The sequence below is a fragment of the Stappia sp. P2PMeth1 genome, assembly GCF_900185735.1.
GTDB lineage: Bacteria > Pseudomonadota > Alphaproteobacteria > Rhizobiales > Stappiaceae > Stappia.
On record NZ_FYAW01000050.1, the window covers coordinates 112,079 to 138,042 of the forward strand.

Below are 25,964 nucleotides of genomic sequence, written 5' to 3' on the forward strand. Positions count from 1 at the left end.
GCGCGCGAAGGCCTACGCCTCAGGCCTTGCGCCAGGTCAGCACCGAGCTTGCCGCATAGTTCCACACCGCGCCCATCACCGCGCCGGCAAGGCCGGCGAGCCCGACCAGGATGCGCCCGGCATCCTCCTGATAGACCAGCGAGGCGACGCCGACATTGGCGACGACGCCGACGCTGCACACCACATAGAAGGTCAAGAGGCCGCGCAGGGCCGCGAAGCCGCGCAGCCGCCGGTCGCGATAGGTCAGGCGGTTGTTGAGCCAGAAATTGGTGGTCATGGCGACGAAGGTCGCCGCCGTCTGCGCCACCGGGAAGGAGAGGCCGCCGATCTCCAGCAGCGCGAACAGCGCCGCCATATGCACGACGACGCCGGACGCGCCGACCAGCATGAACATCAGGAAGCGGATCGAGACCAGGTCGCCGACGAGCTTGGACAAGACGAGCCCCAGAAAGTCGAGCGCCACCAGCGTGTCGAGCTTGCTCTCGCCATGCAGGCGCTCTCGGAAGACGAAGGGAAGCTCGACGATGCGCAAGGAGCCGCGCGCGGTGGCGACGATGTCGAGCAGGATCTTGAAGCCCTGCGACGAGAGGCCGGGCGCCAGCCGCTCCACTTCGGTGCGGCGGATCATGAAGAAGCCGCTCATCGGGTCGGACAGGGTCACCTTCAGCAACACCCGCGCCAGCCGGTTGGCAAGGCCGGAGCCGGAGGCACGCACGCCGGAAAGCCCGGTGCCGACGTCGCCGCCTTCCACATGGCGGCTGGCCACCGCAAGGTCGGCCGCGCCGTTGGACAGCGCCGCCAGCATCTTCGGCAGCAGGGTCTCGTCATGCTGCAGGTCGGCATCCATCACCGCCACATAGTCGGCGGAGGACGCCAGCATGCCCTCGACGCAGGCGCCCGACAGGCCGCGCCGCCCGACCCGGCGGATGACGCGCACGCGCGGATCACGCGCGGCGATGGCGCGAGCGACATCCGCGGTGCCGTCGGGCGAGTTGTCGTCGACGACGATCGCCTCCCAGGCGATGCCGGCCAGCGCGGCGTCGAGCCGGTCGATCAGGACGGGCAGGTTGTCGCGCTCGTTATAGGTCGGCAGCACGACGGAAAGCCGCGCTGCGCCAAGCGGCGCCGTTTCGCTGGCCTCGCCCGTCTGCAGAATGCCGTCACCCGGCATGGGAACTCCGAACATCAAGGGGATCCAGTCTGTTTGACCGCCCGCGACCCGAGAGCCACTGCGGCGGAACCGCGCGGGACCATAGTCGGAACGCCCCCGAATGCAAGCGCCGATCCGCCGCGGCGCCCCGCGCGCGCCGGCGGCACTCTCCCCGCCATCCTTGCCCGCGCGGGCCGTTTCGTCTAGGAAACCGGCAACTGCAAGATCGCGCACTCCTTTTTGACCATGTTTGAAAAAGGCGCGCGCCCGCGATGGATTCCGATACGCCGATGGCCAAGAACACACCGTCCAAGCTGAAGGCCCGCCTGCCGCGCGGCTTCGTCGACCGCTCGGCCGCCGATATCCGTGCCACCGAGGCGATGCTGGCGAAGATCCGCGAGGTCTACGAGCGCTATGGCTTCGATCCGGTCGAGACGCCGGCCTTCGAATATACCGACTGCCTCGGCAAGTTCCTGCCCGACACCGACCGGCCGAATGCTGGCGTCTTCTCGGTGCAGGACGACGACGAGCAGTGGATGAGCCTGCGCTACGATCTCACCGCGCCGCTCGCTCGCCATGTCGCGGAAAACATCAACGAGATCCAGCTTCCGTTCCGCAGCTACCGCGCCGGCTGGGTGTTCCGCAACGAGAAGCCGGGGCCGGGCCGGTTCCGCCAGTTCATGCAGTTCGATGCCGACAGCGTCGGCGCGCCGGGCGTCCAGGCGGATGCCGAGATGTGCATGATGATGGCTGACACGATGGAGGCTCTCGGCATTCCGCGCGGGTCCTATGTCATCCGCGTCAACAACCGCAAGGTGCTCGACGGCGTGATGGAGGCCATCGGCCTGGGCGGCGAGGAGAATGCCGAGCGCCGGCTGACCGTGCTGCGTGCCATCGACAAGCTCGACAAGTTCGGCATCGAGGGCGTTCGCCTGCTGCTGGGCGAGGGCCGCAAGGACGAGAGCGGCGACTTCACCAAGGGCGCGGGGTTGAGCGAAGATCAAGTCGAGAATGTTAGTTCTCTCCTAGCGGCTGCGAGGTTTTCGCAATGGAGAAGCGGTAACTCAACTCTCCCGCTTGAGGAATTCTATGATTTTGCCCTTGAGAGCGATCAGAAAGGTAGCTGGACGAAAGGAAATTTCGTTGACTGGGTAATTAAGGATAGACCGAAAGTCGAAACTATGGTCAGTCCAGCCGAGTATTTGAGGGAGGTTTCTCATAAATATCTTGAGAAATTCGGAGAAAAATTTGGGAGTGCGATCGAGGAGCTCGTGTCGCTCGTTGAGCTATGCGAGAGGTCTGAATATTCTAACGAGCGTATTCAAGCTGATGTGACTTGTGTACGCGGGCTCGAATATTACACCGGCCCGGTCTACGAGGCCGAGTTGCTGTTCGACGTTACCAACGAGAAGGGCGAGGTCGTGCAGTTCGGCTCTGTCGGCGGCGGCGGGCGCTATGACGGCCTGGTCAAGCGCTTCACCGGGCGCGACGTGCCGGCGACCGGCTTTTCCATCGGCGTCTCGCGCCTGATGAGCGCGCTGAAGAACCTCAAGAAGCTTCAGGCCGACGAGGTCGTCGCCCCCGTGCTGGTCACGGTGATGGACGGCGACACGGAAAGCCTTGCCCGCTACCAGAAGATGACGCAGGAGCTGCGCGCTGCCGGCATCCGCGCCGAGATGTATCAGGGCAACTGGAAGAAGTTCGGCAACCAGCTCAAATATGCCGACCGCCGCGGCTGCCCGCTCGCCATCATCCAGGGCGGCGACGAACGGGCCGAGGGCACTGTCCAGATCAAGGACCTGATCGAGGGCAAGCGGCTTTCCGGCGAGATCGCCGACAACGTCACCTGGCGCGAGAGCCGCCCGGCGCAGGTCAGCATCCCCGAGGCCGACATCGTCGCCACCGTGCGGCGGATGCTGGCCGAGCAGGCCGAGGACCGCGCCCGCCAGGACGGCGATGCGGGAGTGACCAAGTGAGCCCCGCCACGAACCCCGCCGGGCCGCAGGCCGCGCGCTACGCGGCCCTGACCGCGCTGTTCGAGACCGCCGGCTTTCCCGCTGTCGAGCCGGCGATCCTGCAGCCGAGCAGCCTGTTTCTCGATCTGATCGGCGAAGACATCCGTGGCCGCATGTACCTGACCTCGGACGCGGCCGGCGAAGAGCTGTGCCTGCGCCCGGACTACACGATCCCGGTCTGCCGCGCCCATCTCGACGGGCCCGGCGCGACGACCCCGGCGCGCTATTCCTATTGCGGCCCGGTGTTCCGCCAGCGCCGCGAGGGTGCCGGCGAGTTCATGCAGGCCGGCGTCGAGTGCTTCGGCCGGCCGGACGAGGCCGAGGCCGACGCGCATGTGCTGGCGCTGGCGCTGGAGAGCCTTGCAACGCTCGGCGTCGACGATGCGACGATCCAGATCGGCGACGAGGCGCTGTTCCGCGCCGTGCTCGACGGGCTGGATCTTGCGCCCGTGTGGCGCCGCCGGCTCGGCGAGCTGTTCGGCGAACGCGACCGGCTGGACGCGGCCATCGCCGCCATGACCGGCGGCGTGCCGGAGGGCGCGATGCCGGCCCCCGCCTTGATGCGGGCGCTCGACGGCGTCGATCCCGCAACCGCGCAGCAGGCCGTTGCCGAGCTGCTGCGGCTTTCCGGCCTGCGCCCGATCGCCGGCCGCAGCGCTGCCGACATCGCCGGCCGGCTGCTGGAGCAGGCGGCGCTCGCCACCCATGACAGCGGCACCGACCGGGCGGCGGAGCTGCTCTCCGCCTTCCTGGCGATCCGTGGCCGTCCTCGCGAGGCGGTGACGGCGCTGGAGGCCTTCGCGACCCGCTCGGGGCTCGATCTGGCTGCCGCGCTTGCCGGCTTCACCGCCCGGCTGGACGCGCTGGAGGCGGCTGGCGTCGATGTGGGGAACCTCGAGTTTTCCGCCGATTTCGGCCGCCGGCTCGATTACTACACCGGCTTCGTCTTCGAAATTCACTCGGCCTCGCGCAAAGCGGCAGGCCAGATCGTCGGCGGCGGCCGCTACGACCGCCTGCTCGCCCTGCTCGGCGCCGAGACCCATATCCCGGCGACCGGCTTTTCCATCTGGCTCGACCGGATCTGAGGCGCAGTGTCATGACCCATTCGCCGGAAACCGCCGCCCAGCCGCTGATCATCGCGGTGCCCTCCAAGGGACGGCTGCAGGACAACACCCACGACTTCTTCGCCCGTGCCGGCCTGCCGGTCGGCCGTCCGGGCGGGGCGCGCAACTATCGCGGCCGGCTCGGCCGCTTTGCCGCCTCCGAGGTGGAGATCGCCTTCCTGTCGGCCTCCGAGATCGCCCGCGAGCTCAGCACCGGACAGGCGCATCTGGGCGTCACCGGCCTCGATCTCGTGCATGAGACGATCTCGCGGCCCGAGGAGCTGGTGCATGTGGTCACCCCGCTCGGCTTCGGCTTCGCCGATGTGGTTGTCGCCGCGCCCGATGCCTGGATCGACGTGTCGACCATGGCCGATCTCGTCGACGTCGCCTCGCATTTCCGCGCCCGCAACGGCGGGCGGCTGCGCGTCGCCACCAAATATGTGGCGTTGACGCGGGCCTTCTTCGCCCAGCACGGCCTGTCCGACTACCGCATCGTCGAAAGCGCCGGCGCGACCGAGGGCGCCCCGGCCGCCGGTACGGCGGAGCTCATCGTCGACATCACCACCACCGGCTCGACGCTTGCCGCCAACAATCTCAAGGTGCTGGACGACGGCGTCATCCTGAAGAGCCAGGCGCATCTCGTCGCCTCGCTGAAGGCCGAGTGGACGCCGGCGCAGCTTGCCGCCGCAAGGGTCATCCTCGACCGGATCGCGGCGGAGGAGCGGGCCCGCTCGCATCGCGAGATCCGCGCGCTGGTGCAGGCGCCGGAGCTGACCGCCCGCACGGCGGCCGAGCAGTTCGGCGCGGTCGCGCCCTTCGGCACCCAGGTCGGCCAGCCCTTGCTGCTGCACTGCCCGGCGGATCGCGCCGCCGACTGCGCCACGCTGCTGCGCGACCACGGCGCCCCGCATGTCAGCGTGACGACGCTCGACTACGTCTTCACCGCCGCCAACCCGCTGTTCGAGCGGCTCGCCGCCCAGGTGAGCGGCTGACGCGCTAGGAACGCCTGCCCGCCGGCTCAGTAGTGCGGCGGCTTGGCCACCGGCACATTGCCGGCGGCGGCGTCTTCCAACTCCTCGACATGCTCGCCCAGGGCCGCCAGGCGGCGGCTCAGCATGTCGATCTGGTCGGCCTGTCGGGTGACCACCTCGTTGAGCTCCTCGACGGTGCGCGTCTGGAAGGCGAGCTGCTCTTCCAGCCGCTCGATGCGGGCCAGCGTATCGCGGTCCATGGCACTCTTCCTCGGCTCTTCTCGTCGGGTCTTTCGGGCCGGCCTTTCCAGGCAGCCTTGCGGCCCTCGCCATACCTCTTGCGCCCGCCGCTGTCCATGTGGGCAGGGCGGGCTTCAAACGCAAATGGGCGGCCCGAGGGCCGCCCATTCGTTGTTTCTGGCTTTGGACTTCTTTTTTTTCGCATTTGCGCGACGCGAAGCTTCGCTCCGCTGGAAAATGCTTAGAAGTCCATGCCGCCACTGAAACCGCCTGTTGGCGGTTTCAGGATGCCCGATGATGGGCGGCTTGATGGACTTCTTAGAAGTCCATGCCGCCTCTGAAACCGCCTGTTGGCGGTTTCAGGATGCCCGGTGATGGGCGGCTTGATGGACTTCTTAGAAGTCCATGCCGCCCATGCCGCCGCCCGGCATCGCCGGAGCCGGCGAGTCCTTCTTCGGCAGCTCGGCGACCATCGCCTCGGTGGTGATCAGCAGACCGGCGATCGAAGCCGCGTCCTGGAGGGCCGTGCGCACGACCTTGGTCGGGTCGATGATGCCGGTTTCCACCATGTTGACGTACTTTTCGGTCTGGGCGTTGAAGCCGAACGTCTCGTCGCTGTTCTCCAGGATCTTGCCGACCACGATCGAACCCTCGACGCCCGCGTTCTGGGCGATCTGGCGGATCGGAGCCTCAAGAGCGCGCAGGACGATCTTGATGCCGGCCATGATGTCCGGATTGTCGGAGGTCAGCGCCTCGACAGCCTTCTTGGCACGCAGCAGGGCAACACCGCCGCCCGGGACGATGCCTTCCTCGACGGCCGCGCGGGTCGCGTTGAGAGCGTCGTCGACGCGGTCCTTCTTTTCCTTCACCTCGACCTCGGTCGCACCGCCGACGCGGATCACCGCGACGCCGCCAGCGAGCTTGGCCAGACGCTCCTGCAGCTTCTCGCGGTCGTAGTCCGAGGTGGTCTCCTCGATCTGCGCCTTGATCTGCGCCACGCGGCCCTCGATGTCGGCCTTGTTGCCCGACCCGTCGACGATGGTGGTGTTCTCCTTGGTGATGGAGACCTTCTCGGCGGTGCCGAGCATGTCGAGCGTGACGTTCTCGAGCTTGATGCCGAGATCCTCGGAGATCACCGTGCCGCCGGTCAGGACGGCGATGTCCTCGAGCATGGCCTTGCGGCGGTCGCCGAAGCCCGGAGCCTTGACGGCGGCGATCTTCAGGCCGCCACGCAGCTTGTTGACCACGAGCGTGGCAAGCGCCTCGCCCTCGACGTCCTCGGCAATGATCAGCAGCGGACGGCTGGACTGGACGACGGCCTCGAGGATCGGCAGCATGGCCTGCAGGTTCGAGAGCTTCTTCTCGTGCAGCAGGATATACGGCTTCTCCAGCTCGGCGACCATCTTCTCGGCGTTGGTCACGAAGTAGGGCGACAGGTAGCCGCGGTCGAACTGCATGCCCTCGACAACCTCGAGCTCGGTCTCGAGCGACTTGGCCTCCTCGACGGTGATCACGCCCTCGTTGCCGACGCGCTGCATCGCGCTGGCGATGTCCTCGCCGATCTGGGTGTCGCCGTTGGCCGAGATCGTGCCGACCTGCGCCACTTCGGCGGAGGTGGAGATCTTCTTGGAGCGGGCCTCGAGGTCCTTGACGGCGGTCTGGGCAGCGAGGTCGACGCCGCGCTTCAGGTCCATCGGGTTCATGCCGGCGGCAACGGCCTTGACGCCCTCACGGACGATGGCCTGGGCCAGGACGGTCGCGGTGGTCGTGCCGTCGCCGGCGATGTCGTTGGTCTTCGACGCGACCTCGCGCACCATCTGCGCGCCCATGTTCTCGAACTTGTCCTCAAGCTCGATTTCCTTGGCGACGGAGACGCCGTCCTTGGTGATGCGCGGGGCGCCGAAAGCCTTGTCGATGACGACGTTGCGGCCCTTCGGGCCAAGCGTCACCTTGACGGCGTTGGCGAGGATGTCGACGCCGCGCAGCATGCGGTCGCGGGCGTCGGAAGAGAACTTGACGTCTTTGGCAGCCATTTTCATGTCTCCATGTGGTTTGGATCATCGCGGTGTCGCGCCTGCGGCCTGAAGAAGGCTTGCGGCGAGCGACCGCGAAAAGGACGAAAAAAGCGCGGTGCGGCTTAGCCGACCACGCCCATGATGTCGCTTTCCTTCATGATCAGCAGGTCCTGACCGTCGATCTTGACCTCGGTGCCGGACCACTTGCCGAACAGCACGCGGTCGCCGGCCTTGACGTCCAGCGCGATCAGGTCGCCGTTCTCCTTGCGGGCGCCCGGGCCGACGGCGACGACTTCGCCTTCCTGCGGCTTCTCCTTGGCGGTGTCCGGAATGATGATGCCGCCGGCGGTCTTCTCCTCGGAGTCGACGCGGCGCACAACAACGCGATCATGCAGAGGACGGAACTTCATGTCGTGCTCTTTCCTTTTGGGGCCAGCGTGGTACTTGTCGCGCCGGCGCCCCTCCGTCGGGGTCGCCCGGATCGCCGACCACGTTGGCACTCTGTGAATGAGAGTGCTAACAGCGCGCTTGATGTAGGCGCCTCTCCTGCACCTGTCAATGGTCTCCCGCGCCGCTTTTTGCTGCGGCACCAGGCACCCGGAGATCCACCGGGACGGGCACCCGGACACGCACCTTCTGAAAACACGGTTTCCGGGGCCCTGACGGGTCTTGAAAAGGTTTTGGCAAGGCCGGCGGTGTAGGCTCCGGGCCATGATGAAGTTCCTGCGCCTCGCCAGACGTTTCGCCTCAGACAGCCGCGGCAGCATCGTGGTGCCGCTTGCCGTATGCACCGGCGTCTGTCTGCTCGTGATCGGCGCGGGTATCGATTACACCCGGGCCTACAATGTGAAGGTCAATCTGCAGGCGGCGGCAGACGCGACGGCGCTCGCTGCCAACTACAGCAGCCAGGGACTGTCCGAGGCGAAGGTCAAGGCCAATGCCGAGGCCTATTTCGCCGCGATCTACAAGGGGAGTTCCGACGGGGTCGCGCTCGACGTGTCGGTGGTGAAGGGCACGGTGACGGTGAGGGCGCAGAAGCCGGTGCAGACCATGCTCGGCAGCATCATGAGCAAGAGTCACATCGATGTGCGGGTGGTCTCCGAGGCGGTTGTCGGCAAGGCGACCTTCGATGTGGTGATGGTGCTGGACAACTCCGGATCCATGGCCGGAAGCCGCATGACGACGCTGAAGAAGGCCGCCAAGGATCTCGCCGAGACGCTGTTCAAGATCAACGAGGACGGTGACAAGAAGGACCGGGTGAAGATCGGCCTCGTGCCGTTTTCCGAGTACGTCAATATTGGCGCCGACAAGGCCACCGAGTCCTGGATGGACCGGGAGGGACTGTCGCCGGTCCACTGGAAGAATTTCGAAACCCGTGCTGATGGCACACCGGATCCGGCCCTGTTCGACAGCAGGTATTTCGTCAACGGCAAGCCGAGCCGGTTCACGTTGTTCAAACAATTTGGCAGAACCGACTGGTTGGGCTGTGTCGAGGCGCGGCCGATGCCGTATGACGTTGACGACACGCCACCGTCCAAATCCAACCCGGCGACGCTGATCGTCCCGCAATTCGCCCCCGATGAACCCTCCACTGCCAACAGGCGCCGGGGCGACAGCTACTACAACAACTATCTCGATGATGACCGGGGAGCGTGCCAGCAATCGGCGAGTCAGGCCTATCGTTCATCCGGTATGACTCAGTGGGAATATGCCCAGAAGCGCTTGTGCAAGTACCGAAACCAGACATTGTCTCTTGGGACGAATACGAATTCCGGCCCCAACTACTGGTGCAAGACCCAGCCGATCACCGACTTGACCAGCGACAAGGCGAAGGTGCTCCGCGACATTCAGTCGATGGAAGCGACGGGTGGCACCAACATCCATCAGGGTGCGATCTGGGGTTGGCGGGTGCTTTCCCCCTCGGAGCCCTTCACCGAGGGACGGGAGGTGAAGAAGGATTCGGAGGAGGAGCATGTCCGCGTGCTCATCGTCATGACCGATGGCGAGCATACCTATTTCGGGCAGAACTCGTTCAACCGGACCGACTACGCAGCCTATGGCTACGGCACGGAAGAGCGGCTGGGCAACGGGGCGGACAATTCCTCGACCATTGCCCAGCGGATGGATGAGCGGCTGAAGCTGACCTGCTCCAACGCCAAGAAGGCCGGTGTGCAGATCTACACGGTGGCCTTCCAGATCACCGATGCGACCACCATCAAGATGATGAACGAGTGCGCCACGACCCCCTCCATGGCCTTCGACGCGAAGTCGAACAGCGCCTTGGTCGAAGCGTTTGAGCGCATTGCCGAGGAGATCACCAAACTCCGGCTGCAGAAATGAGCAGTCTTACTGCGCCGCAGGCGCGGTAACGGTGAAAGGCATCTCGGCCGAGGCGGTCTTGCCGCTCACCGTGTCGGTGAGCGTCGTCACCAGTCGGTAGTCGCCCGGCCGCAGACCTTCAAAAGCGAAGCTGAGCGTCGCATGGAATTCGCGCAGCCGGTTGCGGCTGTCGGCCCGCAGGTCGGCAAAGCCGGTCTGTTCGGCCAGCACCTGCCCCGACATGTTGAGCAGTTCGAAGCCGGCGCTGAGCCGCACGCCGTAGCCCGTCTCGGTCTTTTCGTGGCCGAAGCCGACCGGCTCGGCATAGACGGTGAGCGTGTCGCCCGCACCAAAGACCGCGTCGCCGCGGGGCGTGTACTGCCCGTAGCCGGTGGCGGGAGCTTCCGCGAAGGCGAGGGCGGCGAAGGAGAGCGGCGCCTCGTCCCAGGCCGCGTCGAGCACCTGATAGGCGCTGGCGAGGTCCTGGGGAAGCATGGTCTGCTGCGCAGTCGCCGTGGCAGGAAGCAGGACGACGAGGCTGGTGGCAAGCACCAAAGCCCTGGCAACGGACGCAGAGCCCGCCTTGCGCGGCCCACCGCCGACAGCCACCGCATCCCCGACCGAAGTGCCGAAACGAACCGACTTGCCCCTGATCATCCAAGCCCCACCCTGTTGAAGCCCCGCAAGGCGTATTTTGCGGCGCAACGTATAGAATGGCGCGGGGAAAACAACAAGATTATCCGGCAAAACCGGTGAACAGGGCGCCATCGCCGCCGTCGATGCGGTCGGTCCAGGACTGGCGCTTGCGATAGATGGTCGAGGGGCTGATCTCCAGCGCCGCCGCCGCCTTGGCGATGTTGCCGTCGAAGGCGTCGAGGGCGTCCTCGATGATCCGCTTTTCCTGCGCCCAGAGCGGTTCGATCTCGCCGCCCCGGCGCCGGGCGCCGAAGGCCGGCGCGCGGGCCGGATCGTGACGGGGCGACAGGCCGCCGTCGCCGAGCAGGAAGGCCGGCAGCATCTGCGCGGTCAGCGCCTCGCCCTCGTGCAGCACCACGGCCTGGCGGATGGCGTTTTCCAACTGGCGGACATTGCCCGGCCAGTCATAGGTGAGCAGCTTCTCGCCGGCGCAAGGGGCGATGCCGGAGAAGGCGCGGCTCTCTTCCTGGGCGTAGCGGGCAAGGAAGGCGTGTGCGAGCGGCAGGATGTCCTCGCGCCGGTCGCGCAGCGCCGGCAGGCGGATCGGCAGGACATGCAGCCGATAGAACAGATCCTCGCGGAACCGTCCGGCGGCGATTTCCACATGCGGGTCGCGATTGGTGGCGCACAGGATGCGCACGTCGACGGGCCTCGGCCGGGCATCGCCGATGCGCTGCACCGTGCCGGTCTGCACGAAACGCAGCAGCTTGGACTGCAGGGCAAGATCCATCTCGCCGATCTCGTCGAGGAACAGCGTTCCTCCGTCGGCGGCCTCCGCCGCGCCGGGACGGCTCTCCGAGGCGCCGGTAAAGGCGCCGCGCACATGGCCGAAGATCTCGCTCTCCATCAGCTCGCCGGGGATCGCGGCGCAGTTGATGGCGATGAGCGGGGCCGGACCGCGCGGCGAGCGGGCATGGATCGCGGCGGCGGCCAGTTCCTTGCCGCTGCCGGATTCGCCGGTGATGAAGACCGGGGCGGAGGAAGGGGCAATGCGGCGGATCTGGTCGTAGACCTCGCGCATGCGCGCCGAACCGCCGACGAAGCTCTCGAACCGGAACGGCTCGCGTCCGGCGGTGAGGTCGCGCGCCTCGCTCGCCGCTTGCGCGGCCTGGCGGCGCTGGCCCTCGCCGCGCGGCGGGCGGGTGTTCTGGATCAGGAAGCGGTCGATGCGCTCGGCCACCGCGACCGGATCGATCGGCAGGGTGATGACATCGTGCGCGCCGGCCTCCATCGCCGCAAGGCTGCGGCTGAGGGATTCCCGGGGGCTGACCGCCATCAACATCGCCTGCGGCTGCGCGGCGGCAAGACGGGACAGGTGTCCGTCCTGGCCGAGCGTTTCGAGATCGACGATCATCACGTCGGGGCGCACCTGGGTGCTGGCGGCGTAGAACGGCTCGAAACTGTGATAGGCGACGGGCGTCCCGCAGGGATGATCCATCGCTTGCGCGATCGAACCCGCCAACTCGCGGGTCGTACCGCCGCCATCGAGAACGGCCAATCGGATTTTACCCGCAGCGCCATGCATGGATTCCATGCTGTGGCGACCCCCTTTTGCTTCCGCCGAACACGCGGCATCGATTTGATTTGCAGATGGATTCTGAGCCGACATGGTAAACAAAATGTTTCTGTTCGGGTTTCGTGAAACAGGTCGCTGCGATCACGGCCCGCAATCCACAGCCGGCGGGCCGCCGCGGGCTTTGCTGGTCCACGAATTTCTGCGGATAGGTGGGGCTCTTCGCGAATGCTAGGTTGCAGTGCGATGCGGTGGCGACACTCCGTCCGCTACACGCCCAAAGGGACGCCCGAATGAGACGTATCCTGACCCTGCTCGTGATCCTGGCAGCGGCCGCCGCCGCCTTTGCCGCCGTTCGCTGGTGGCTCGACCGGCCGGTGCCGGTTACCGTGGCCGTCCCCCAGATGGGGCGGGCCGCCGAGGTGGTCTATGCGACGGGCGTGGTTGAGCCGGTGCGCTGGGCCAAGGTGACCAGCGTGCTGCGCGAGCGCATCGTCGAGTTGTGCAGTTGCGAGGGCGAGAGCGTTGAAGGGGGGCAGGTGCTCGGCCGCCTGGACTCCACCGCCGCGCGCGCCACCCTCGCCGAACTGGAGGCGCGCGCCCGGCTGTCGGAACAGGAACTGGAGCGGGCCGCCGGCCTGCTGGAGCGGCGGGTGGCGTCGCAGCAGGCCTTCGAGCGGGCCGAGCACGACCATTCGCGCAACGTGGCGCTGGTCGCGGCGCAGGCGGCACGGCTCGGCGACTACGAGTTGCGCGCGCCGATGGATGGCAAGGTCCTGCGGCGCGACGGGGAGGTCGGCGAGGTGGCTGAACCCGGCGCGGTGCTGTTCTGGGTGGGCCAGGAGCGACCGCTGCAGATCATCGCCGATGTCAACGAGGAGGACATTCCCCTGGTCCGGGCCGGCCAAAAGGCGGTGGTGCGCGCCGACGCCTTTCCCGGCAGCAGCTTCGAGGCCAGGGTCGACCGGATCACCCCCAAGGGCGACCCGGTTCTCAAGACCTATCGGGTCTATCTCGCCTTCCCGCAGGAGACGCCGCTGATGATCGGCATGACCAGCGACGTCAACATCGTCGTCCGCGAGGTGGAGAAGGCCATGCTGATCCCGCTTGCCGCGCTGGACGGCGATCGGGTGCTGGTGCTGGGCGGCGACGGACGCCTTGCCGAGCGGCGGGTCTCGGTCGGCATCCGTGGCATCGAGCAGGTGGAGGTGCTGGACGGGCTGGAGGCGGATGCCCGCGTCGTCTCGCCCTGGGCGGAAGGGTTGGCACCCGGCATGGCGGCGGTTGCGGCCGCATCGGAGGGGTAGGCCGGTGCCGTTGATCCTCTCCATCGCGATGACCCATGTGCGCGGGCGCCTGCGCCAGAGCGTCGTTTCCGTGCTCGGCGTGATGCTCGGTGTCGGCTTCTCCATCGCCATGGCGGCCCTGATGCAGGGATCGCAGGAGGATTTCATCGCGATGCTGGTCGACGCGATGCCGCATGTGGAGGTGAGCGACGAGACCCGCGATCCGGCGCCGCCGCCCGCCGCCAGCTTCTATGGCGCGGTCAATGTGATCGGCGCGCGGCCCGACGATGACACCCGCGGCCTGCGCAATCCGACAAGGCTGCGGGCGATGCTGGAGAGCTGGCTGCCCGGCCGCATGACCATGACCCTGGCCGGCCAGGCGGTGCTGCGCTATGGCGGACGGGACGTCGCGGTGTCGCTGACGGGAGTTGATCCGGCGAGCTATCTCAAGGTCTCGACGATCGGCGGCGACATGCGCACCGGCTCCTTCATCGAACTCGCCGCCAATCTCAACGGTATCGTGGTCGGCAGCGGCGTTGCCGAGAAGCTGGGCGCCCGTCTCGGCGATACGATAGCGGCGTCCACCTCGTCCGGTGCGGTGCGGCGGCTGAAGATCGTCGGCATCTACCACACCGGCGTCACCCAGGCGGACGATGCCACCGCCTATGCGATGCTGAAGACGGCGCAGGTGCTCTTCGCCCGCCCAGACGTGGTCAACCGGATCGCGGTGAAGCTGGACGACATCAACGCGGCGCGCTCTGTCGCCGCGCGGATCGAGCGCATGACCGGCTATCGCGCCACCTCTTGGCAGGAGGCGAATGAGGCTCTGATGGAGGTGCTCGTGGTGCGCAATGTCATCATGTACACCGTGGTCGGGGCGATCCTGCTGGTTGCCGGCTTCGGCATCTTCACCATCGTCTCGACCATCGTCCACGAGAAGGCCCGCGACATCGCAATTCTCAAGTCGCTCGGCTTCGGCCAGGGCGACATCCGCCGCATCTTCCTGGTCGAGGGGCTGGTGATCGGCGCCGTCGGCGCGGTGCTCGGCTCGATCCTCGGCTACCTGATCACGGTGGGGCTCGATTCGGTCACCTTCGAGGTGCGAACCAATGTGGAGATGACCTCGCTACCGCTGACCTACAGCCCGCTCCACTACCTGATCGCCAGCGGTTTCGCCTTGCTCGCCGCCGGCATTGCCGGCTACCTGCCGGCCCGGCGCGCGGCCAAGCTCAATCCGGTCGAGATCATTCGGGGGGCGTCATGAGCCCGGCCCCGAAGGACGGCGGCACCGCCGTTGCCCCGCAGCCGGTCGCGGTGCCGCTGATCGAGGCGCGCCGGCTGACCCGGGTGCTGCCCGGCACGGTGCCGGTGACCTTGGTGCGCGACATCGACCTGACGATCCGGGCCGGCGAATTCGTGGCGATCACCGGTCCTTCCGGCTCGGGCAAGTCATCGCTGCTCTATCTGCTGGGGCTGCTTGACCTGCCGAGCCAGGGAGAGGTGCTGATCGAAGGGGAAGCGACGCATCTGCTGTCCGAACGCCGGCGCGCGGCGATCCGCCTGTCGACGCTCGGCTTCGTGTTCCAGTTCCACTTCCTGCTGCCCGAATTCTCCATCACCGACAATGTGATGATCCCCATGCGCAAGCTCGGCCGGCTGCCGGCGCGCGAGATGCGTGAGCGGGCGCAAGGGATACTTGCCGATCTCGGGCTCGGCGATCACCTGCAAAAGCGCCCGGACCAGTTGTCCGGCGGCCAGCGCCAGCGGGTGGCGGTGGCGCGGGCGCTGGCCAACGAACCTCCGGCGATCCTGGCCGACGAGCCGACCGGCAGCCTCGACAGCAAGTCGTCGGACCAGGTCTTCGAGATCCTGCGCGCCCTCGTCGACGATCACGGCAAGACCGTGATCGCGGTCACCCACGATCTCGACATGGCCGCGCGCATGGACCGTCGCCTGCATCTGGTCGACGGGATGCTGGCCGACCCGTGAGCGCGAAGGGGAAGGGAAAAAGGCTCAGCCGGCGACGACGTCGTAGCCGGCCGCCTCGATCGTCTCCACGACCCGGTCGCGAGGAAGCTGCGTCTCGATGCGCGCCGCGCCGCTGGCGAGATCGATCTCGGCCGTGGCGGCCGGGTCGGCGGCGACGAGCGCCCGCTTCACCGAGGCGATGCAGCCGTTGCAGGTGATGCCGTCGATCTTCAGTTCGATCATGGTGGTTCCGCTCTCCTTTGCGCCGCGCCCGGCGGCGATACCTGTCATCCGCCGCAACAATGGGGCTTCCAGCAAGGGGAAGGTCAAGAGGCGCGGCTGCGGCCCGATGACGCCGCTGATGATCCCCACAAGGGCGCGCCGGAAGGCTTTCCCGCCTTCCGTGGCCTTATGAGGGCTGGAGACTCGGAAGAATCGTCGTATTCAGTCAGTATTCGAGGTAGGTTTGATTCGGCTTCGGCGGAAGCACGGACTTGGCCGGACGAGCATGGCACGCGCGACAAGCATCTTCATTTTCCTCTGCATGGGGGTGATCGCGGCCTCTGTCGCTGCGATCATGATGTTCCAGTTCGCCCGCCCCGCGGGCGAGGCGCTGACGCTTGGCCTGACCCTTCTGTGCACCATGATCGTCGTGCATCTCGTCTTCGCCCGTCAGCGCGACCGCGGCGATATCGCCGAGAAGGTCGCCGCGCTCGAGGAGCGGGTGCTCGAGGTCGACGAGGATGTCAGCAACATCGAGGGCCGGCTCAGCGGCATGGAGACCAACCTGCCGCGCCGTACCCGCGAAGAGATCGACCCGCTCTTCGCCGAAGTCGAGGTGCTGGGCAGCCTGATCAAGCAGATGGCCGAGGCGATGGCCGGCATGGAGGAGCGGATCGACGAGCAGGAGACGCGCCAGATCGCGCCGCCGCCGCCCGAGCGCTTCGCCGCCTATGAGGAGCCGCGCGCCCTGGGCTACAGCCAGCCGCCGGCGGGCCAGCACCATGCCCCTGCGGCGGGGTTTGGCGGTCAGCCGCCCTTGCGGGGGTATCCGGGCGAGGCTCCCGCGGTGCGGGGACCCGCTCCCGGCGACAGGCCGCTCTCCGCCCGTGCCGGGGAGCGCGCCGAGGACCCGGCCGGTCCGACAGGCGCGCACGCCATGGCGCGGGCTCGCGAGGAGGCGAGACCCGACCCGGAACTGCGCCGGGTGATCCAGGAGGCGCTCGACAACAACCGCGTCGACCTGTTCCTGCAGCCGATCGTCACCCTGCCGCAGCGCCAGGTCCGCGACTACGAGGCGCTGACCCGCATCCGCGATGCGCAGAACAATTATCTGGAACCGGTCGACTTCATCGCGGAGGCAACGCGGGCGCGGATGATGCCGGCGATCGACAACCTCATGCTGTTCCGCGCCATCCAGGTGCTGCGGCGGCTGTCGAGCCGCAACCGCCGGTCCGGCCTCTTCGTCAACCTGTCGACCCAGACACTGGTGGATGAGCGCTTCTTTCCTGGTTTCCTCGATTTCCTGCGCGCCAACGAGGGCTTCGCCGGTCAGTTGACCTTCGAGTTCACCCAGGACGACGTCAACGAGATGGGCGCGCTGGAACTGGAGAGCCTCGCGGCGCTGCACGAACTTGGCTACCGCTTCTCGATCGATCGGGTCCGCGACCTGAAGATGGACTTCAAGGCGCTGTCGGACCGAGGCTTCCGATACATCAAGTTGCATGCCGGCCGCCTGATCGGCACGGAGCACATGCCGGCGAGCCATATCCATCCGGCCGACCTCGGTGACCTGCTGCGCCGTTACGCAATGGAACTGATCGTCGACCATGTCGAGACCGAGGCGCAGGTGCTGGAGGTGCTCGACTACGACGCCCGCATCGGCCAGGGCTATCTGTTCTCGCCGCCGCGGCCGGTGCGCCCGGAGGTCCTGCAGGCGCGTCCGCCGCAACGCAACATGCGCCGCGCCGCCGAGTAGCCCACCGAAAGGCCTTACCGAACGAATGAAAAGCCCCGCCGGAGGGTCCTCCGGCGGGGCTGTGTTATTGTCGCAAAGGGGGGGCTGGCGGGGCGTGCTCCGGCGGGAGAGGGGCCTCAGGTCGTCGGCGTCATCCCTTTTCCGGACCGACGGTCACCACCAGCGGATCGACGCCCTTTAACAGGCGGGTGGCCACGGCGCGGACCTCATCCAGCGTCACCGCGTCGATGAGGTCGTTGCGGATGTCGATATAGTCGCGGCCGAGCCCTTCCACCTGGATGCCGAGCAACTGGTCGGCGATTTTGTCGGAGGTGTCGAAGCGCAGCGCATAGGAGCCGGTGAGATAGGCCTTGGCCTTGGCCAGCTCCTCCTCGCTCGGTCCCTTGTCGGCCATCCGCGCCATCTGCGCCCGGATCACCTCCACCGACTCGTCGGCGCGGTCGGCGCGGGTTCCGGTCACCGCCAGCCAGGCCCCGGTGTGCTGATAGGGCAGCAGGTAGGAGCCGACGGAATAAGCCAGGCCCCGCTTCTCGCGCACCTCTTCGAACAGCCAAGACGAGAATGTGCCCCCGCCCAGGATGTGGTTCATGACGAAGGCCGGGATGAAGTCCGGATCATCGCGCTTGAGGCCGGGCAGACCGATGCGGATCGAGGTCTGCGGCACGTCGAACGCCATATGTTCCATCGTGCCCCTGGCCATGGCGATGTCGGCGACCTCGGTCAACTCGCCAGTCTCCGGCAGCGCGCCGAAGACGCTGTCGAGCAGCGGCGCCAGCCGTTCGGCAGTGATGGCCCCGACAACCGTGATCTTCAGCCCCTGGCGGGTGAAGAGGCGGCCATGCAGGTCCTTCAGGTCCTGCGGCGACAGCGCGGCGACGCTCTCCTCGGTGCCGCGCGACGGCCGGCTGTAGGCGTGGCCCGGATAGGCGAGTTCAGCCCAGCGGCGTCCGGCGATGGCGTCCGGATCCTTCGCCTCGCGGCGCAACCCGGCGATGATCTGGCGTTTCATCCGCTCGGCCGGCTCTGCATCGAAGCGCGGAGCGGTGACCGCAAGGCGCAGCATCTCGAAGGCGTCGTCGATATTCGGCGTCAGCGTGCGCATCGCGCCGTAGAAATTGTCGCGCCCGGCATCGAAGCCGATCCGCACCGACAGGTCCTCCAGCCGCGTCTGGAAGGCCTGGGAGTCCAGATCCCCGGCCCCCTCGTCGAGCATTGCCGACAGGAGATTGGTCAATCCCTCGCCCCCTTCCGGATCCTGCGACGCGCCGCCCGCGAAGGCGAACTTGATGGCAACGATCGGAACCGTGTCGTCCTCGACCAGCCAGGCGCTGAGCCCACCCGGCGTGGTGATCTCCTGGATCTCCATGGCCGAGAGCGGGCGCGGGAGGGCGGCAAGGGTGGCGAGGAGAACGGCGAAGGCAACGAGCCCGCGGCCGAGCGCGGAGACGAGGCTCATGGGCGATGTCCTGTGCGGGGTGGCGAGGCGGATGGCGGAGCGGCTCATTGCTGGACCTCCTGCGCGGCGGCCGGATCCTGCGGTGCCGTCTGCGGCAGCGCGGCTGCCGCCTCTTCGCTTCCGCGCAGATAGGCGGTGACGGGGGACGCCGAAAACTGCGTTGCGGCAGCCGCCTTCACATCGTCGGAGGTGATGGCGGTGACGATGGCGGGCCAGTTGCGGATCTGCTCGATGGTGCCGCCGGTGGTCAGCGCCGCACCGAAGATGCGGGCAAGCGCCGACTGGCTATCCTGGGCGTAGAGCGCGGAGGACAGCAGGCTCTTCTTGGCGCGCTCCAGTTCCTCGGTGGTGACCCCCTCGGCGGCGATCTGCCTCAGCACGTCATGGGCCGCCTCGCCGAGGTCCTTCAGCTCCGTTCCATCGGCCGGCACCGCGTAGATCATGAAGACGCTGTCGTCGAGGGCGCCCGAGCGATACCAACTGCCGGCGGAGGCGGCGATACCGCGCTCGACGACCAACTGACGGTAGAGGCGGCTGGTACTGCCGCCGCCCAGGATCTCCGACAGGATCTCCAGCGCAGGGGCCTGGTTGTCCTCGGCGGTGTTGTAGCTCGGCACGACCCAGGCCTTGCGCATGTTCGGCTGGTTGACGCGGGCATCGGAATAGGTGACCTCGCGCGCCCCCGGCAGGACCTGGACCTTGGCGCGCTGCCGCTCGCCGGGCTCGGCCCGGCGCGCCACCTTGCCATAGGTCGCCTCGGCGAGGTCGCGCACCTCGTCGACGGTCACGTCGCCGGCAATGATCACAACCGCATTGTTGGGCGTGTAGAAGCGGTTGTAGAAGTCGATCGCGTTCTGGCGGTTGAGGACGAGGATCTCATCCTCCCAACCGATCACCGGTGTGCCGTAGGGATGGTTGACGAAGAGCATGCTGTCGAGCGTCTCGCTGAGGATCGAGCCGGGATCGCTGTCGACACGCTGGCGGCGCTCTTCCAGCACCACGTCGCGCTCCGGCAGCACCACCTCATCGCTGAGCACGAGATTGTGCATGCGATCGGCCTCCATCTCCATCATCTCGCGCAGATGCTCGCGGGCAACGCGCTGGAAATAGGCGGTGTAATCCTGCGCGGTGAAGGCGTTCTCCTGGCCGCCGATCTCGGCGATGCGACGGGAGAAGGTGTTGCCCGGATTGTCCTTCGTGCCCTTGAACATCAGATGTTCGAGGAAATGGGCGATGCCGGACATGCCCTCGGGCTCGTCGGCGGCTCCCACCTTGTACCAGATCATATGGGTGACGACCGGCGCACGCCGATCGGGAATGACGACGACATCAAGCCCGTTGTCGAGGGTGAAGGCACTCATGTCGCCGCCGATCCGGATGTCGGCGAAAGCGGCGGCATCGGCGGCCTGGGGCGCTTCGGCGCGCGCGGCGATGGCAGGTGCGATGGCCAGCAGCGCGGCAAGGGCGAGGCGGGTGAGCAGGCTGCGAGCCGTCGGAACGCGGCGCGGCGGCTGGAAAAAAGGTCCTGAGAGAGGCGACAAGGTACGATCTCCGGAAAGGGGTCCCTGCCGACGAGATATAGGCGGGCGGGCGGCAAAGGACCCGTGAACTTTTCGTAAGGTCCGCAGCGGCGCGGCTTGCGCGCGCGTCCACGGCAACAAAAAGGCCGGGGCAAGGCCCCGGCCGGACAGGCTCCTGGCTCTGGCGGTGCCCGCGCGTCAGCGCAGGGTGCGGGCCGACTGGCCGTCCATCACCCGCTCGATGTCGGACACCCTGGGCTGTTCGGCCACCCGGCCGACCTTGGGCATCGGCGCGTTGCCGGCAGGTGTCGAATAGGCAACCGGCGGGTCTATCAGGTAGCGCCGCACCGGCGCGCCGTTCTCGTCGAGCACGGCCGTGTCCCGGCGCACCACCCCGACCCGCTGGTTCAGCTCGTTCGGTTTCATGCGGGCGCTCTCCAGCCGGTTCTCCGTCCGGATTTCCTGCTGGATGTCGCGGTTGGCGCCGCCGGTGGCAAGCTCCTTGATGCCGCGCGACTGCTGGGCCGTGCTGCGGCCCTGCCGGTCGAGGTCGCTGGTGTCGCGATACGCCTGCTGGATGCGCTGGAGATCGGTCTCGCCCTGCTCGGGCCAGTTGGCGATCTCCTTCTTCTCTTCCGGCTGCGGCAGGTCGCCCATCTTTGTCGGCATGGCGAGCGGCGCGCGCGGCGAATAGTCGATCTTCTGTTCGGTGCGGGCATCGACCGCTCCGAGGCCTTCCATCAACTGGCGCATCATCGCGACATCGGGCGCTTCGTCGCTGGTCCGGCCGTCGTTGAAACCGTCGGCTCCGTGCTGGCAGCCGGCGAGCACGAGCGCCGCGGCCGTGGCAAGGAGCAGGCTCCGGGCGGACTTGCGAAGGGGGGTTCCGGTCCAGTTTCGACGCGACACGTCAGCTATCCTTCAAGGCTCTTGCGGGGGAAACCCGCGTCCCGGCGACGCTACGGCCACCAGGAAGGTCGGCTCCGGCTGGTCCGCACAAGCCGCATACAGGGCACTGCGACTACTCAGACGGGTTTTTTGCGGCATCATTAGGGCCACCAGCGAAACTGTCATACAGCAGAGCCGCCACCCCGGCAACGATCCAGACATCGGCAAGGTTGAAGACGTACCAGGAGAAGTCTCCGGCATGGAGGTGGAAGAAGTCGGCGACTGCGCCGTGCACCACCCTGTCGATGCCGTTGCCAAGCGCGCCGGCGATGACCAGCGCGAAGCCGGCGGCCTGCAGGCGGCGCGGCGCCTGGGCACCCCAGATCCAGAACAGAAGGGTGATCACCGCGGTGGCGGCGACCAGCAGCCAGCGGCCAAGGTCCTCCTCCTGCTGCAGCAGCCCGTAGGAGATGCCGTAGTTCCAGACCATCACGAGATCGAGAAACGGCGTGACGGCAACGCGGCCGCGCGCGGCGATGTCGAAGCCGTAGAGCATCCACAGCTTGAAGGCCTGGTCGACCACCATGCCGAGGACGGCAAGGGTCAGGATCAGGGCGCTGGAGGGGCCCCAGAGGCGGAGCTTGGTCATCCGTTGTCGTCTCGCTCAGTCCGGCGGGCCGGTGCGGTTGATGCGCGCGGCCAGCTCCTCCTGGCTGCGGCGGTTCTCGCGATGGGCGATATAGATGCCACTGCCGACGATCAGGGCAATGCCGACCCAGGTGGGACCGTCGGGGAAGTCGCCGAAGATCAGATAGCCGAACAGGGTGGCGCTGACGATTTCCAGGTAGTTGAACGGCGCCAGCACCGAGGCGGGAGCGGCTGCGAAGGCCTGGACGATCAGTCCGTGGGCGAAGAAGGAGATGGCGCCGACCAGCGCGAGCAGTCCCCAGCCCGGCAGATCCGGCATCACGGCGGCGGCTGGCTGGTAGCCGGCCACATTGGCGGCCAGGAACAGGGTTCCGAGCAGCATCACGCCGCCGAGGCCGGCGGTGAACTGGACGCAGAGCATGCCGCCTTCGCCCGAGAGCTTGCGGGTGATGACCAGGTAGAGGGCGAACAGCAGGGCGGCGGCGAGCGGCAGCAGCGCCGTGGCGCCGAAGGTCGCGAAACCCGGACGAATGATGATCGCCGCGCCGGCGAGCCCGACGATCACCGCGGCCCAGCGGCGGGGGCCGACCTGCTCCTTGAGGACCAAGGCCGAAAGCACCGTCAGGATCATCGGCTCGACGAAGAAGATGGCGATGGCATCGGCCACGGGCATGGTCGCGACCGCGGTGAAGAAGCAAACCGTCGCACCGGACAGGAAGAAGCCGCGCAACAGGTGCGGCCACAGGCGCGGCGCCTTCAGCACGGCAAGGCCCGGGCCGATGGCCGCCGTCAGCACCGCGAAGACCATCTGGAAGGCGAAGCGGCCGAGCGCGATCTGCAGCGGTGGCTGGGTGGCGGTCAGGTACTTGGCCGTCACATCCATCATCGGCACCAGCAGCATGGCAACGCTCATCAGGGCGATGCCGCGCATGACCCCGGTTGCCGGAGCGCCGCCGCTCATCTTGCGGGACCGTTCAGGGCAAGGTCGACGGCACCGAGCGGGGCAAGGCTGGCCAGCGCCGCCCGCGCCTCGGCGCTGTCGCGGTCCATCTGCACGATAAGCGCCTCGATGCTCTCGAACCGTTCCTCGTCCCGCAGTCTGGCGGCGAAAAGGACCTGCATCCGCTTGCCGTAAAGGTCGCCGGAAAAGTCGAAGAGATGGACCTCCAGCAGCGGCGCGCCATTGTCGAAGGTGGGGCGGCGGCCGAAGCTTGCGACGCCGTCGCGCCAGGCGCCGCCATCGATGCGGGCGCGCACCGCATAGATGCCGTGGGCGAGTTCCGTTTCGGCCGGCAGCGCCAGATTGGCGGTCGGATAGCCGAGGTCGCGGCCACGCTTCTCGCCATGGCGCACGTCTGCCTCCACCGACCAGCGATAGCCGAGCAGCGCGTTGGCGACCACCACATCGCCCTCGGCCAGCGCCGCGCGGATGCGGCTGGAGGAGACCGCCTCGCCGGCCTCGTCGGTCTCCGCCGTGACGATGGTGACGCCGAAGCCGTCGGACTGCCCGGCGGCCCGCAGGAAGTCCGGCGTGCCGCGGCGGGCGCGGCCGAAATGAAAGTCGTAGCCGGTCACCGCGTGGCGTATATGCAGCTTGTCGCGCAGGATCTCGTGGACGAAGGCTTCCGCCTCGATGCCGGCGAAGGCGCGGGTGAAGGGCAGGCTGACCATGCCGTCGAGCCCGGTGGCGGCCATGACGCGGGCCTTCATCGGCTCCGGCGTCAGGCGGAAGACCGGCTTGTCCGGATTGAACACCGTGCGCGGATGCGGCTCGAAGGTCAGCGCGAAGGCCGGCACCGACTGGGCCCTGGCAATCTCCAGCGCGGCGCCGAGCACCGCCTGGTGGCCGCGATGCACACCGTCGAAATTGCCGATCGCCACGACCCCGTCGGCAAGGGCGGCGGGAAACGCCGCAAGATCGGTGACGAGGGGAAAGGCGGTGGAGACGAGATCGGTCATCGGCGTCGAGGGCTTGCCGGACACGCGCGGGACAGCGGGCGGCCGGAGGCTGAATGGGCACGCCGCCCGAGGCGGCGCGAAACTGCCGGCGGACCCTGCCCATTCGCCCTCAAAAGGTCAAGCGCCGCAAATGCGGCTGCGTTACCGCGTCAGCCGCGCGGATCGCCCGCCTCCAGTTCGGCCCGGGTCGGCACCTTGACGATGGCCTCGCCCTCCAGCACCACCGTATCGCCGACGGCGCAGCGGCAGTCGAGCCGCGCCCGGTTTCCCTTCTCCATCAACTCGCTGACCGTCACCGTGACTGTCACCTCGTCGCCGATTCGCACCGGCGCGCGGAAATTCAGCGTCTGCGACAGATAGATCGCACCAGGGCCCGGCAGCCGCGTGCCGAGCACCGCCGAGATCAGGCTGGCGGTGTAGAGCCCATGGGCGATGCGGGTGCGGAAGGGGGTCCGGGCAGCGAAGTGTTCCGACAGGTGGATCGGGTTGCGGTCGCCGGAAACCTCCGCGAAGCCAATCACATCCGAAGAACTGACGGTCTTCGTCAGGGTTTCGCTCAGTCCGGGCGAGAGATCTTCGAAATACAGTGTCTGCAATGCCAGCATGGTCGCCTCAGTCCTTCCTCCGTCGTCGGCAAGGGACGCTAGTCGCTCACGACCGCGGAAGCAATTAAGCTTTGGTGTCAGATCGCGGGGCCGCATTAACGGAGTTTTCAGGGGAGCAGGCTAGTGTGGCAAGGCGTGGGGAGGCGGAGACACGGGATCGTGTCGTCCTCCTGAAGAGTTGAAGAAGCATCAGACGCCCGCTCAAGCGGGTCGGGCAGATTTACAGTATGGAGTAGACAATGGCCCTGGATGTTCAGATGCCGGTCCTCGTGGTGGACGACTACAAGACCATGATCCGCATCATCCGAAACCTGCTCAAGCAGCTCGGCTTCGAAGACATCGACGACGCTGCCGACGGCACCGAAGCGCTCGAGAAGATGAAGCAGCGCCGCTACGGACTGGTGATCTCCGACTGGAACATGGAGCCGATGACCGGCTACGAACTGCTGAAGCAGGTCCGCGCCGATGCCGGCCTCTGCAAGACGCCGTTCATCATGGTGACGGCCGAGTCCAAGACCGAGAACGTCATCGCCGCCAAGAAGGCCGGCGTGAACAACTACATCGTCAAGCCGTTCAACGCACAGACGCTGAAGGGCAAGATCGAGGCCGTGTTCTCCGACTGAGCCGGATATCGGCCGGGGATTGAGGCTCTGCAGGGAGCCGGCGGCAGCGCCGCCGGGGAGCAGGCAAGCTGCGTCCGGTCGCCGGGCGCAGGCGGATGATGCGCGGCCGTCGGATGCCGTGGCAAGAAGGACAGGATCCATGGGCTCTTTGAAGAAGCAGGATCTCTCGCAACTGATTTCTTTCCTGGAGCACAACCGGGAGCGCCAGGGCGATGTGACGCTGAACGATGTGATCGATCTCGCCGAGGTGATGACCGGCTCGATGCGCGAGTTTCTCGCTGCCGTCCAGCCGACGATCACCGCGGAACTGACGGCCATCGCCGACGAGATTTCGCGGCTGAAGGTCGAGATCATCAACCTGCGCCCCAACGACATGAAGAACAACCAGATCCCGGAAGCGGGCCGGGAACTGGATGCCATCGTCGAGTCGACCGAGTCCGCCACGCACACGATCATGGAGGCGGCCGAAACGATCATGGCCGCCGATGCTGCGGACCACGAAGCCTACCAGGCGCTGGTCAACGACAAGATGATCGAGATTTTCGAGGCCTGCGCCTTTCAGGACATCACCGGCCAGCGCATCTCCAAGGTGGTCAGCGCGCTGAACGCCATTGACGCCCGCGTCTCGGCCTTTGTCGAGCGGCTGCGCATCGCCGAGGGCGACGACGCGCCGCGCGAGGAGACCGACGAGGAACGGCGCCGCCGCGACCTGATCCTGCACGGCCCCCAGCATGCGGGCGAAGGCGTGTCCCAGGCCGATGTCGACAGCATGCTGTCGGATGCCCAGGACGAAATCGACCGCCTGTTCGGCTGATCCAGGGCCGGCCAACCGAGATCGGCCCGCAGGGGCCTACCGTCTGCTGCGCGTCCACCAAGAGACGCGAGTTGCCTGGCCGGCGCCCCCCGCGAGCGGCCGGAAACTGAAAAAAGGCCGGGTCCGATGGGATCCGGCCTTTTTTCGTCTGCCAAGATGTTCGTGTGCCCAAGATGTTCGTGTGCGATGGTGCAGGG

Annotated in this window: 24 protein-coding genes; 10 read left to right on the top strand and 14 right to left on the bottom strand. The window is 67.2% G+C overall.

Annotation, left to right across the window (positions count from 1 at the left end):
• Nucleotides 1-19: 19 nt before the first annotated feature.
• A complete protein-coding gene (locus P2PM1_RS23200; protein WP_186387122.1) occupies nucleotides 20-1,171 on the bottom strand; it encodes a glycosyltransferase family 2 protein in 1,152 nt (383 codons plus the stop codon).
• 269 nt (nucleotides 1,172-1,440) lie between these two features.
• Between P2PM1_RS23200 and P2PM1_RS23205 the strand changes: the two genes are divergently transcribed.
• Genes P2PM1_RS23205 through hisG form a run of 3 tightly spaced genes read left to right on the top strand, consistent with a single transcriptional unit; the run spans nucleotide 1,441 to nucleotide 5,260 of the window.
• Entirely contained in the window at nucleotides 1,441-3,126 is a 1,686-nt protein-coding gene (locus P2PM1_RS23205) for a HisS family protein (RefSeq protein WP_186400722.1), read from the top strand.
• On the top strand, nucleotides 3,123-4,250 hold the full coding sequence (locus P2PM1_RS23210; protein WP_186400723.1) for an ATP phosphoribosyltransferase regulatory subunit: 1,128 nt from the start codon (nucleotides 3,123-3,125) through the stop codon (nucleotides 4,248-4,250). The genes P2PM1_RS23205 and P2PM1_RS23210 overlap by 4 nt, the downstream gene beginning before the upstream one ends.
• Before the next feature lie 11 nt (nucleotides 4,251-4,261).
• Entirely contained in the window at nucleotides 4,262-5,260 is a 999-nt protein-coding gene (gene hisG, locus P2PM1_RS23215; protein WP_186387010.1) for an ATP phosphoribosyltransferase, read from the top strand.
• Nucleotides 5,261-5,286: 26 nt separating this feature from the next.
• On the opposite strand, the gene P2PM1_RS23220 is transcribed toward hisG, so the two are convergent.
• From P2PM1_RS23220 to groES, 3 genes are all read right to left on the bottom strand, one after another.
• Nucleotides 5,287-5,499 carry a SlyX family protein gene (locus P2PM1_RS23220; RefSeq protein WP_186400724.1) on the bottom strand — a complete coding sequence of 71 codons (213 nt, stop codon included), beginning with the start codon at nucleotides 5,497-5,499 and terminating at the stop codon, nucleotides 5,287-5,289.
• A 375-nt stretch (nucleotides 5,500-5,874) separates the two neighbouring features.
• Nucleotides 5,875-7,512, bottom strand: a complete 1,638-nt coding sequence (gene groL, locus P2PM1_RS23225; RefSeq protein WP_186387008.1) for a chaperonin GroEL — start codon at nucleotides 7,510-7,512, stop codon at nucleotides 5,875-5,877.
• A gap of 104 nt (nucleotides 7,513-7,616) precedes the next feature.
• Complete coding sequence (groES, locus tag P2PM1_RS23230; protein ID WP_186387007.1) at nucleotides 7,617-7,904, bottom strand: co-chaperone GroES; 288 nt, start codon at nucleotides 7,902-7,904, stop codon at nucleotides 7,617-7,619.
• 301 nt (nucleotides 7,905-8,205) lie between these two features.
• On the opposite strand from groES, the gene P2PM1_RS23235 reads away from it, so the two are divergent.
• On the top strand, nucleotides 8,206-9,834 hold the full coding sequence (locus P2PM1_RS23235) for a VWA domain-containing protein (RefSeq protein ID WP_186400725.1): 1,629 nt from the start codon (nucleotides 8,206-8,208) through the stop codon (nucleotides 9,832-9,834).
• A gap of 6 nt (nucleotides 9,835-9,840) precedes the next feature.
• Here the strand turns inward: P2PM1_RS23235 and P2PM1_RS23240 are convergent, their stop codons facing one another.
• Both P2PM1_RS23240 and P2PM1_RS23245 read right to left on the bottom strand, forming a co-directional pair.
• Nucleotides 9,841-10,470 carry a hypothetical protein gene (locus P2PM1_RS23240; protein WP_186400726.1) on the bottom strand — a complete coding sequence of 210 codons (630 nt, stop codon included), beginning with the start codon at nucleotides 10,468-10,470 and terminating at the stop codon, nucleotides 9,841-9,843.
• A gap of 79 nt (nucleotides 10,471-10,549) precedes the next feature.
• Nucleotides 10,550-12,007, bottom strand: a complete 1,458-nt coding sequence (locus P2PM1_RS23245) for a sigma-54 dependent transcriptional regulator (RefSeq protein WP_208984901.1) — start codon at nucleotides 12,005-12,007, stop codon at nucleotides 10,550-10,552.
• 308 nt (nucleotides 12,008-12,315) lie between these two features.
• On the opposite strand from P2PM1_RS23245, the gene P2PM1_RS23250 reads away from it, so the two are divergent.
• The 3 genes from P2PM1_RS23250 to P2PM1_RS23260 are packed head-to-tail and all read left to right on the top strand — an operon-like array spanning nucleotide 12,316 to nucleotide 15,297.
• The gene (locus P2PM1_RS23250) at nucleotides 12,316-13,329 is read left to right on the top strand and encodes an efflux RND transporter periplasmic adaptor subunit (RefSeq protein ID WP_186400727.1); all 1,014 of its coding nucleotides are present in this window, start codon (nucleotides 12,316-12,318) and stop codon (nucleotides 13,327-13,329) included.
• 4 nt (nucleotides 13,330-13,333) lie between these two features.
• Nucleotides 13,334-14,572, top strand: a complete 1,239-nt coding sequence (locus P2PM1_RS23255) for an ABC transporter permease (RefSeq protein WP_186400728.1) — start codon at nucleotides 13,334-13,336, stop codon at nucleotides 14,570-14,572.
• A complete protein-coding gene (locus tag P2PM1_RS23260) occupies nucleotides 14,569-15,297 on the top strand; it encodes an ABC transporter ATP-binding protein (protein ID WP_186387001.1) in 729 nt (242 codons plus the stop codon). The genes P2PM1_RS23255 and P2PM1_RS23260 overlap by 4 nt, the downstream gene beginning before the upstream one ends.
• Before the next feature lie 24 nt (nucleotides 15,298-15,321).
• Here the strand turns inward: P2PM1_RS23260 and P2PM1_RS23265 are convergent, their stop codons facing one another.
• Nucleotides 15,322-15,519 (bottom strand): heavy-metal-associated domain-containing protein, encoded by a 198-nt coding sequence (locus tag P2PM1_RS23265; RefSeq protein ID WP_186387000.1) that lies wholly within the window; start codon nucleotides 15,517-15,519, stop codon nucleotides 15,322-15,324.
• 265 nt (nucleotides 15,520-15,784) lie between these two features.
• Between P2PM1_RS23265 and P2PM1_RS23270 the strand changes: the two genes are divergently transcribed.
• Nucleotides 15,785-17,254: an EAL domain-containing protein gene (locus P2PM1_RS23270; RefSeq protein ID WP_186400729.1), complete on the top strand. Its 1,470-nt coding sequence runs from the start codon at nucleotides 15,785-15,787 to the stop codon at nucleotides 17,252-17,254.
• A 130-nt stretch (nucleotides 17,255-17,384) separates the two neighbouring features.
• Here the strand turns inward: P2PM1_RS23270 and P2PM1_RS23275 are convergent, their stop codons facing one another.
• The 7 genes from P2PM1_RS23275 to P2PM1_RS23305 form a co-directional block, all read right to left on the bottom strand.
• Nucleotides 17,385-18,758 (bottom strand): pitrilysin family protein, encoded by a 1,374-nt coding sequence (locus P2PM1_RS23275; RefSeq protein ID WP_244301609.1) that lies wholly within the window; start codon nucleotides 18,756-18,758, stop codon nucleotides 17,385-17,387.
• Nucleotides 18,755-20,251 (bottom strand): pitrilysin family protein, encoded by a 1,497-nt coding sequence (locus P2PM1_RS23280; RefSeq protein ID WP_244301610.1) that lies wholly within the window; start codon nucleotides 20,249-20,251, stop codon nucleotides 18,755-18,757. The genes P2PM1_RS23275 and P2PM1_RS23280 overlap by 4 nt, the downstream gene beginning before the upstream one ends.
• Before the next feature lie 177 nt (nucleotides 20,252-20,428).
• On the bottom strand, nucleotides 20,429-21,139 hold the full coding sequence (locus tag P2PM1_RS23285; RefSeq protein ID WP_186386997.1) for a hypothetical protein: 711 nt from the start codon (nucleotides 21,137-21,139) through the stop codon (nucleotides 20,429-20,431).
• Nucleotides 21,140-21,251: 112 nt separating this feature from the next.
• Nucleotides 21,252-21,767 carry a signal peptidase II gene (lspA, locus tag P2PM1_RS23290; protein WP_186386996.1) on the bottom strand — a complete coding sequence of 172 codons (516 nt, stop codon included), beginning with the start codon at nucleotides 21,765-21,767 and terminating at the stop codon, nucleotides 21,252-21,254.
• A 15-nt stretch (nucleotides 21,768-21,782) separates the two neighbouring features.
• On the bottom strand, nucleotides 21,783-22,727 hold the full coding sequence (locus tag P2PM1_RS23295) for a DMT family transporter (protein WP_186386995.1): 945 nt from the start codon (nucleotides 22,725-22,727) through the stop codon (nucleotides 21,783-21,785).
• Nucleotides 22,724-23,725, bottom strand: coding sequence for a bifunctional riboflavin kinase/FAD synthetase (locus P2PM1_RS23300; RefSeq protein WP_186400778.1), 1,002 nt, complete (start codon nucleotides 23,723-23,725; stop codon nucleotides 22,724-22,726). The genes P2PM1_RS23295 and P2PM1_RS23300 overlap by 4 nt, the downstream gene beginning before the upstream one ends.
• A gap of 149 nt (nucleotides 23,726-23,874) precedes the next feature.
• On the bottom strand, nucleotides 23,875-24,330 hold the full coding sequence (locus P2PM1_RS23305) for a MaoC family dehydratase (protein ID WP_186386994.1): 456 nt from the start codon (nucleotides 24,328-24,330) through the stop codon (nucleotides 23,875-23,877).
• Between the two features lie 239 nt (nucleotides 24,331-24,569).
• Between P2PM1_RS23305 and P2PM1_RS23310 the strand changes: the two genes are divergently transcribed.
• Both P2PM1_RS23310 and P2PM1_RS23315 read left to right on the top strand, forming a co-directional pair.
• Nucleotides 24,570-24,953, top strand: a complete 384-nt coding sequence (locus P2PM1_RS23310; protein ID WP_067220588.1) for a response regulator — start codon at nucleotides 24,570-24,572, stop codon at nucleotides 24,951-24,953.
• 139 nt (nucleotides 24,954-25,092) lie between these two features.
• Nucleotides 25,093-25,767 carry a protein phosphatase CheZ gene (locus tag P2PM1_RS23315; RefSeq protein WP_186386993.1) on the top strand — a complete coding sequence of 225 codons (675 nt, stop codon included), beginning with the start codon at nucleotides 25,093-25,095 and terminating at the stop codon, nucleotides 25,765-25,767.
• Nucleotides 25,768-25,964 lie beyond the last annotated feature (197 nt).

What these genes read in the sequence shown, in the direction of transcription:
- P2PM1_RS23200 (WP_186387122.1), bottom strand. Translation starts at nt 1,171, where the DNA reads ATGCCGGGTGACGGCATTCTGCAGACGGGCGAGGCCAGCGAAACGGCG.
- P2PM1_RS23205 (WP_186400722.1), top strand. Translation starts at nt 1,441, where the DNA reads ATGGCCAAGAACACACCGTCCAAGCTGAAGGCCCGCCTGCCGCGCGGC.
- hisG (WP_186387010.1), top strand. Translation starts at nt 4,262, where the DNA reads ATGACCCATTCGCCGGAAACCGCCGCCCAGCCGCTGATCATCGCGGTG.
- P2PM1_RS23220 (WP_186400724.1), bottom strand. Translation starts at nt 5,499, where the DNA reads ATGGACCGCGATACGCTGGCCCGCATCGAGCGGCTGGAAGAGCAGCTC.
- groL (WP_186387008.1), bottom strand. Translation starts at nt 7,512, where the DNA reads ATGGCTGCCAAAGACGTCAAGTTCTCTTCCGACGCCCGCGACCGCATG.
- groES (WP_186387007.1), bottom strand. Translation starts at nt 7,904, where the DNA reads ATGAAGTTCCGTCCTCTGCATGATCGCGTTGTTGTGCGCCGCGTCGAC.
- P2PM1_RS23235 (WP_186400725.1), top strand. Translation starts at nt 8,206, where the DNA reads ATGATGAAGTTCCTGCGCCTCGCCAGACGTTTCGCCTCAGACAGCCGC.
- P2PM1_RS23240 (WP_186400726.1), bottom strand. Translation starts at nt 10,470, where the DNA reads ATGATCAGGGGCAAGTCGGTTCGTTTCGGCACTTCGGTCGGGGATGCG.
- P2PM1_RS23250 (WP_186400727.1), top strand. Translation starts at nt 12,316, where the DNA reads ATGAGACGTATCCTGACCCTGCTCGTGATCCTGGCAGCGGCCGCCGCC.
- P2PM1_RS23260 (WP_186387001.1), top strand. Translation starts at nt 14,569, where the DNA reads ATGAGCCCGGCCCCGAAGGACGGCGGCACCGCCGTTGCCCCGCAGCCG.
- P2PM1_RS23265 (WP_186387000.1), bottom strand. Translation starts at nt 15,519, where the DNA reads ATGATCGAACTGAAGATCGACGGCATCACCTGCAACGGCTGCATCGCC.
- P2PM1_RS23270 (WP_186400729.1), top strand. Translation starts at nt 15,785, where the DNA reads ATGGCACGCGCGACAAGCATCTTCATTTTCCTCTGCATGGGGGTGATC.
- P2PM1_RS23275 (WP_244301609.1), bottom strand. Translation starts at nt 18,758, where the DNA reads ATGAGCCGCTCCGCCATCCGCCTCGCCACCCCGCACAGGACATCGCCC.
- lspA (WP_186386996.1), bottom strand. Translation starts at nt 21,767, where the DNA reads ATGACCAAGCTCCGCCTCTGGGGCCCCTCCAGCGCCCTGATCCTGACC.
- P2PM1_RS23295 (WP_186386995.1), bottom strand. Translation starts at nt 22,727, where the DNA reads ATGAGCGGCGGCGCTCCGGCAACCGGGGTCATGCGCGGCATCGCCCTG.
- P2PM1_RS23300 (WP_186400778.1), bottom strand. Translation starts at nt 23,725, where the DNA reads ATGACCGATCTCGTCTCCACCGCCTTTCCCCTCGTCACCGATCTTGCG.
- P2PM1_RS23305 (WP_186386994.1), bottom strand. Translation starts at nt 24,330, where the DNA reads ATGCTGGCATTGCAGACACTGTATTTCGAAGATCTCTCGCCCGGACTG.
- P2PM1_RS23310 (WP_067220588.1), top strand. Translation starts at nt 24,570, where the DNA reads ATGGCCCTGGATGTTCAGATGCCGGTCCTCGTGGTGGACGACTACAAG.
- P2PM1_RS23315 (WP_186386993.1), top strand. Translation starts at nt 25,093, where the DNA reads ATGGGCTCTTTGAAGAAGCAGGATCTCTCGCAACTGATTTCTTTCCTG.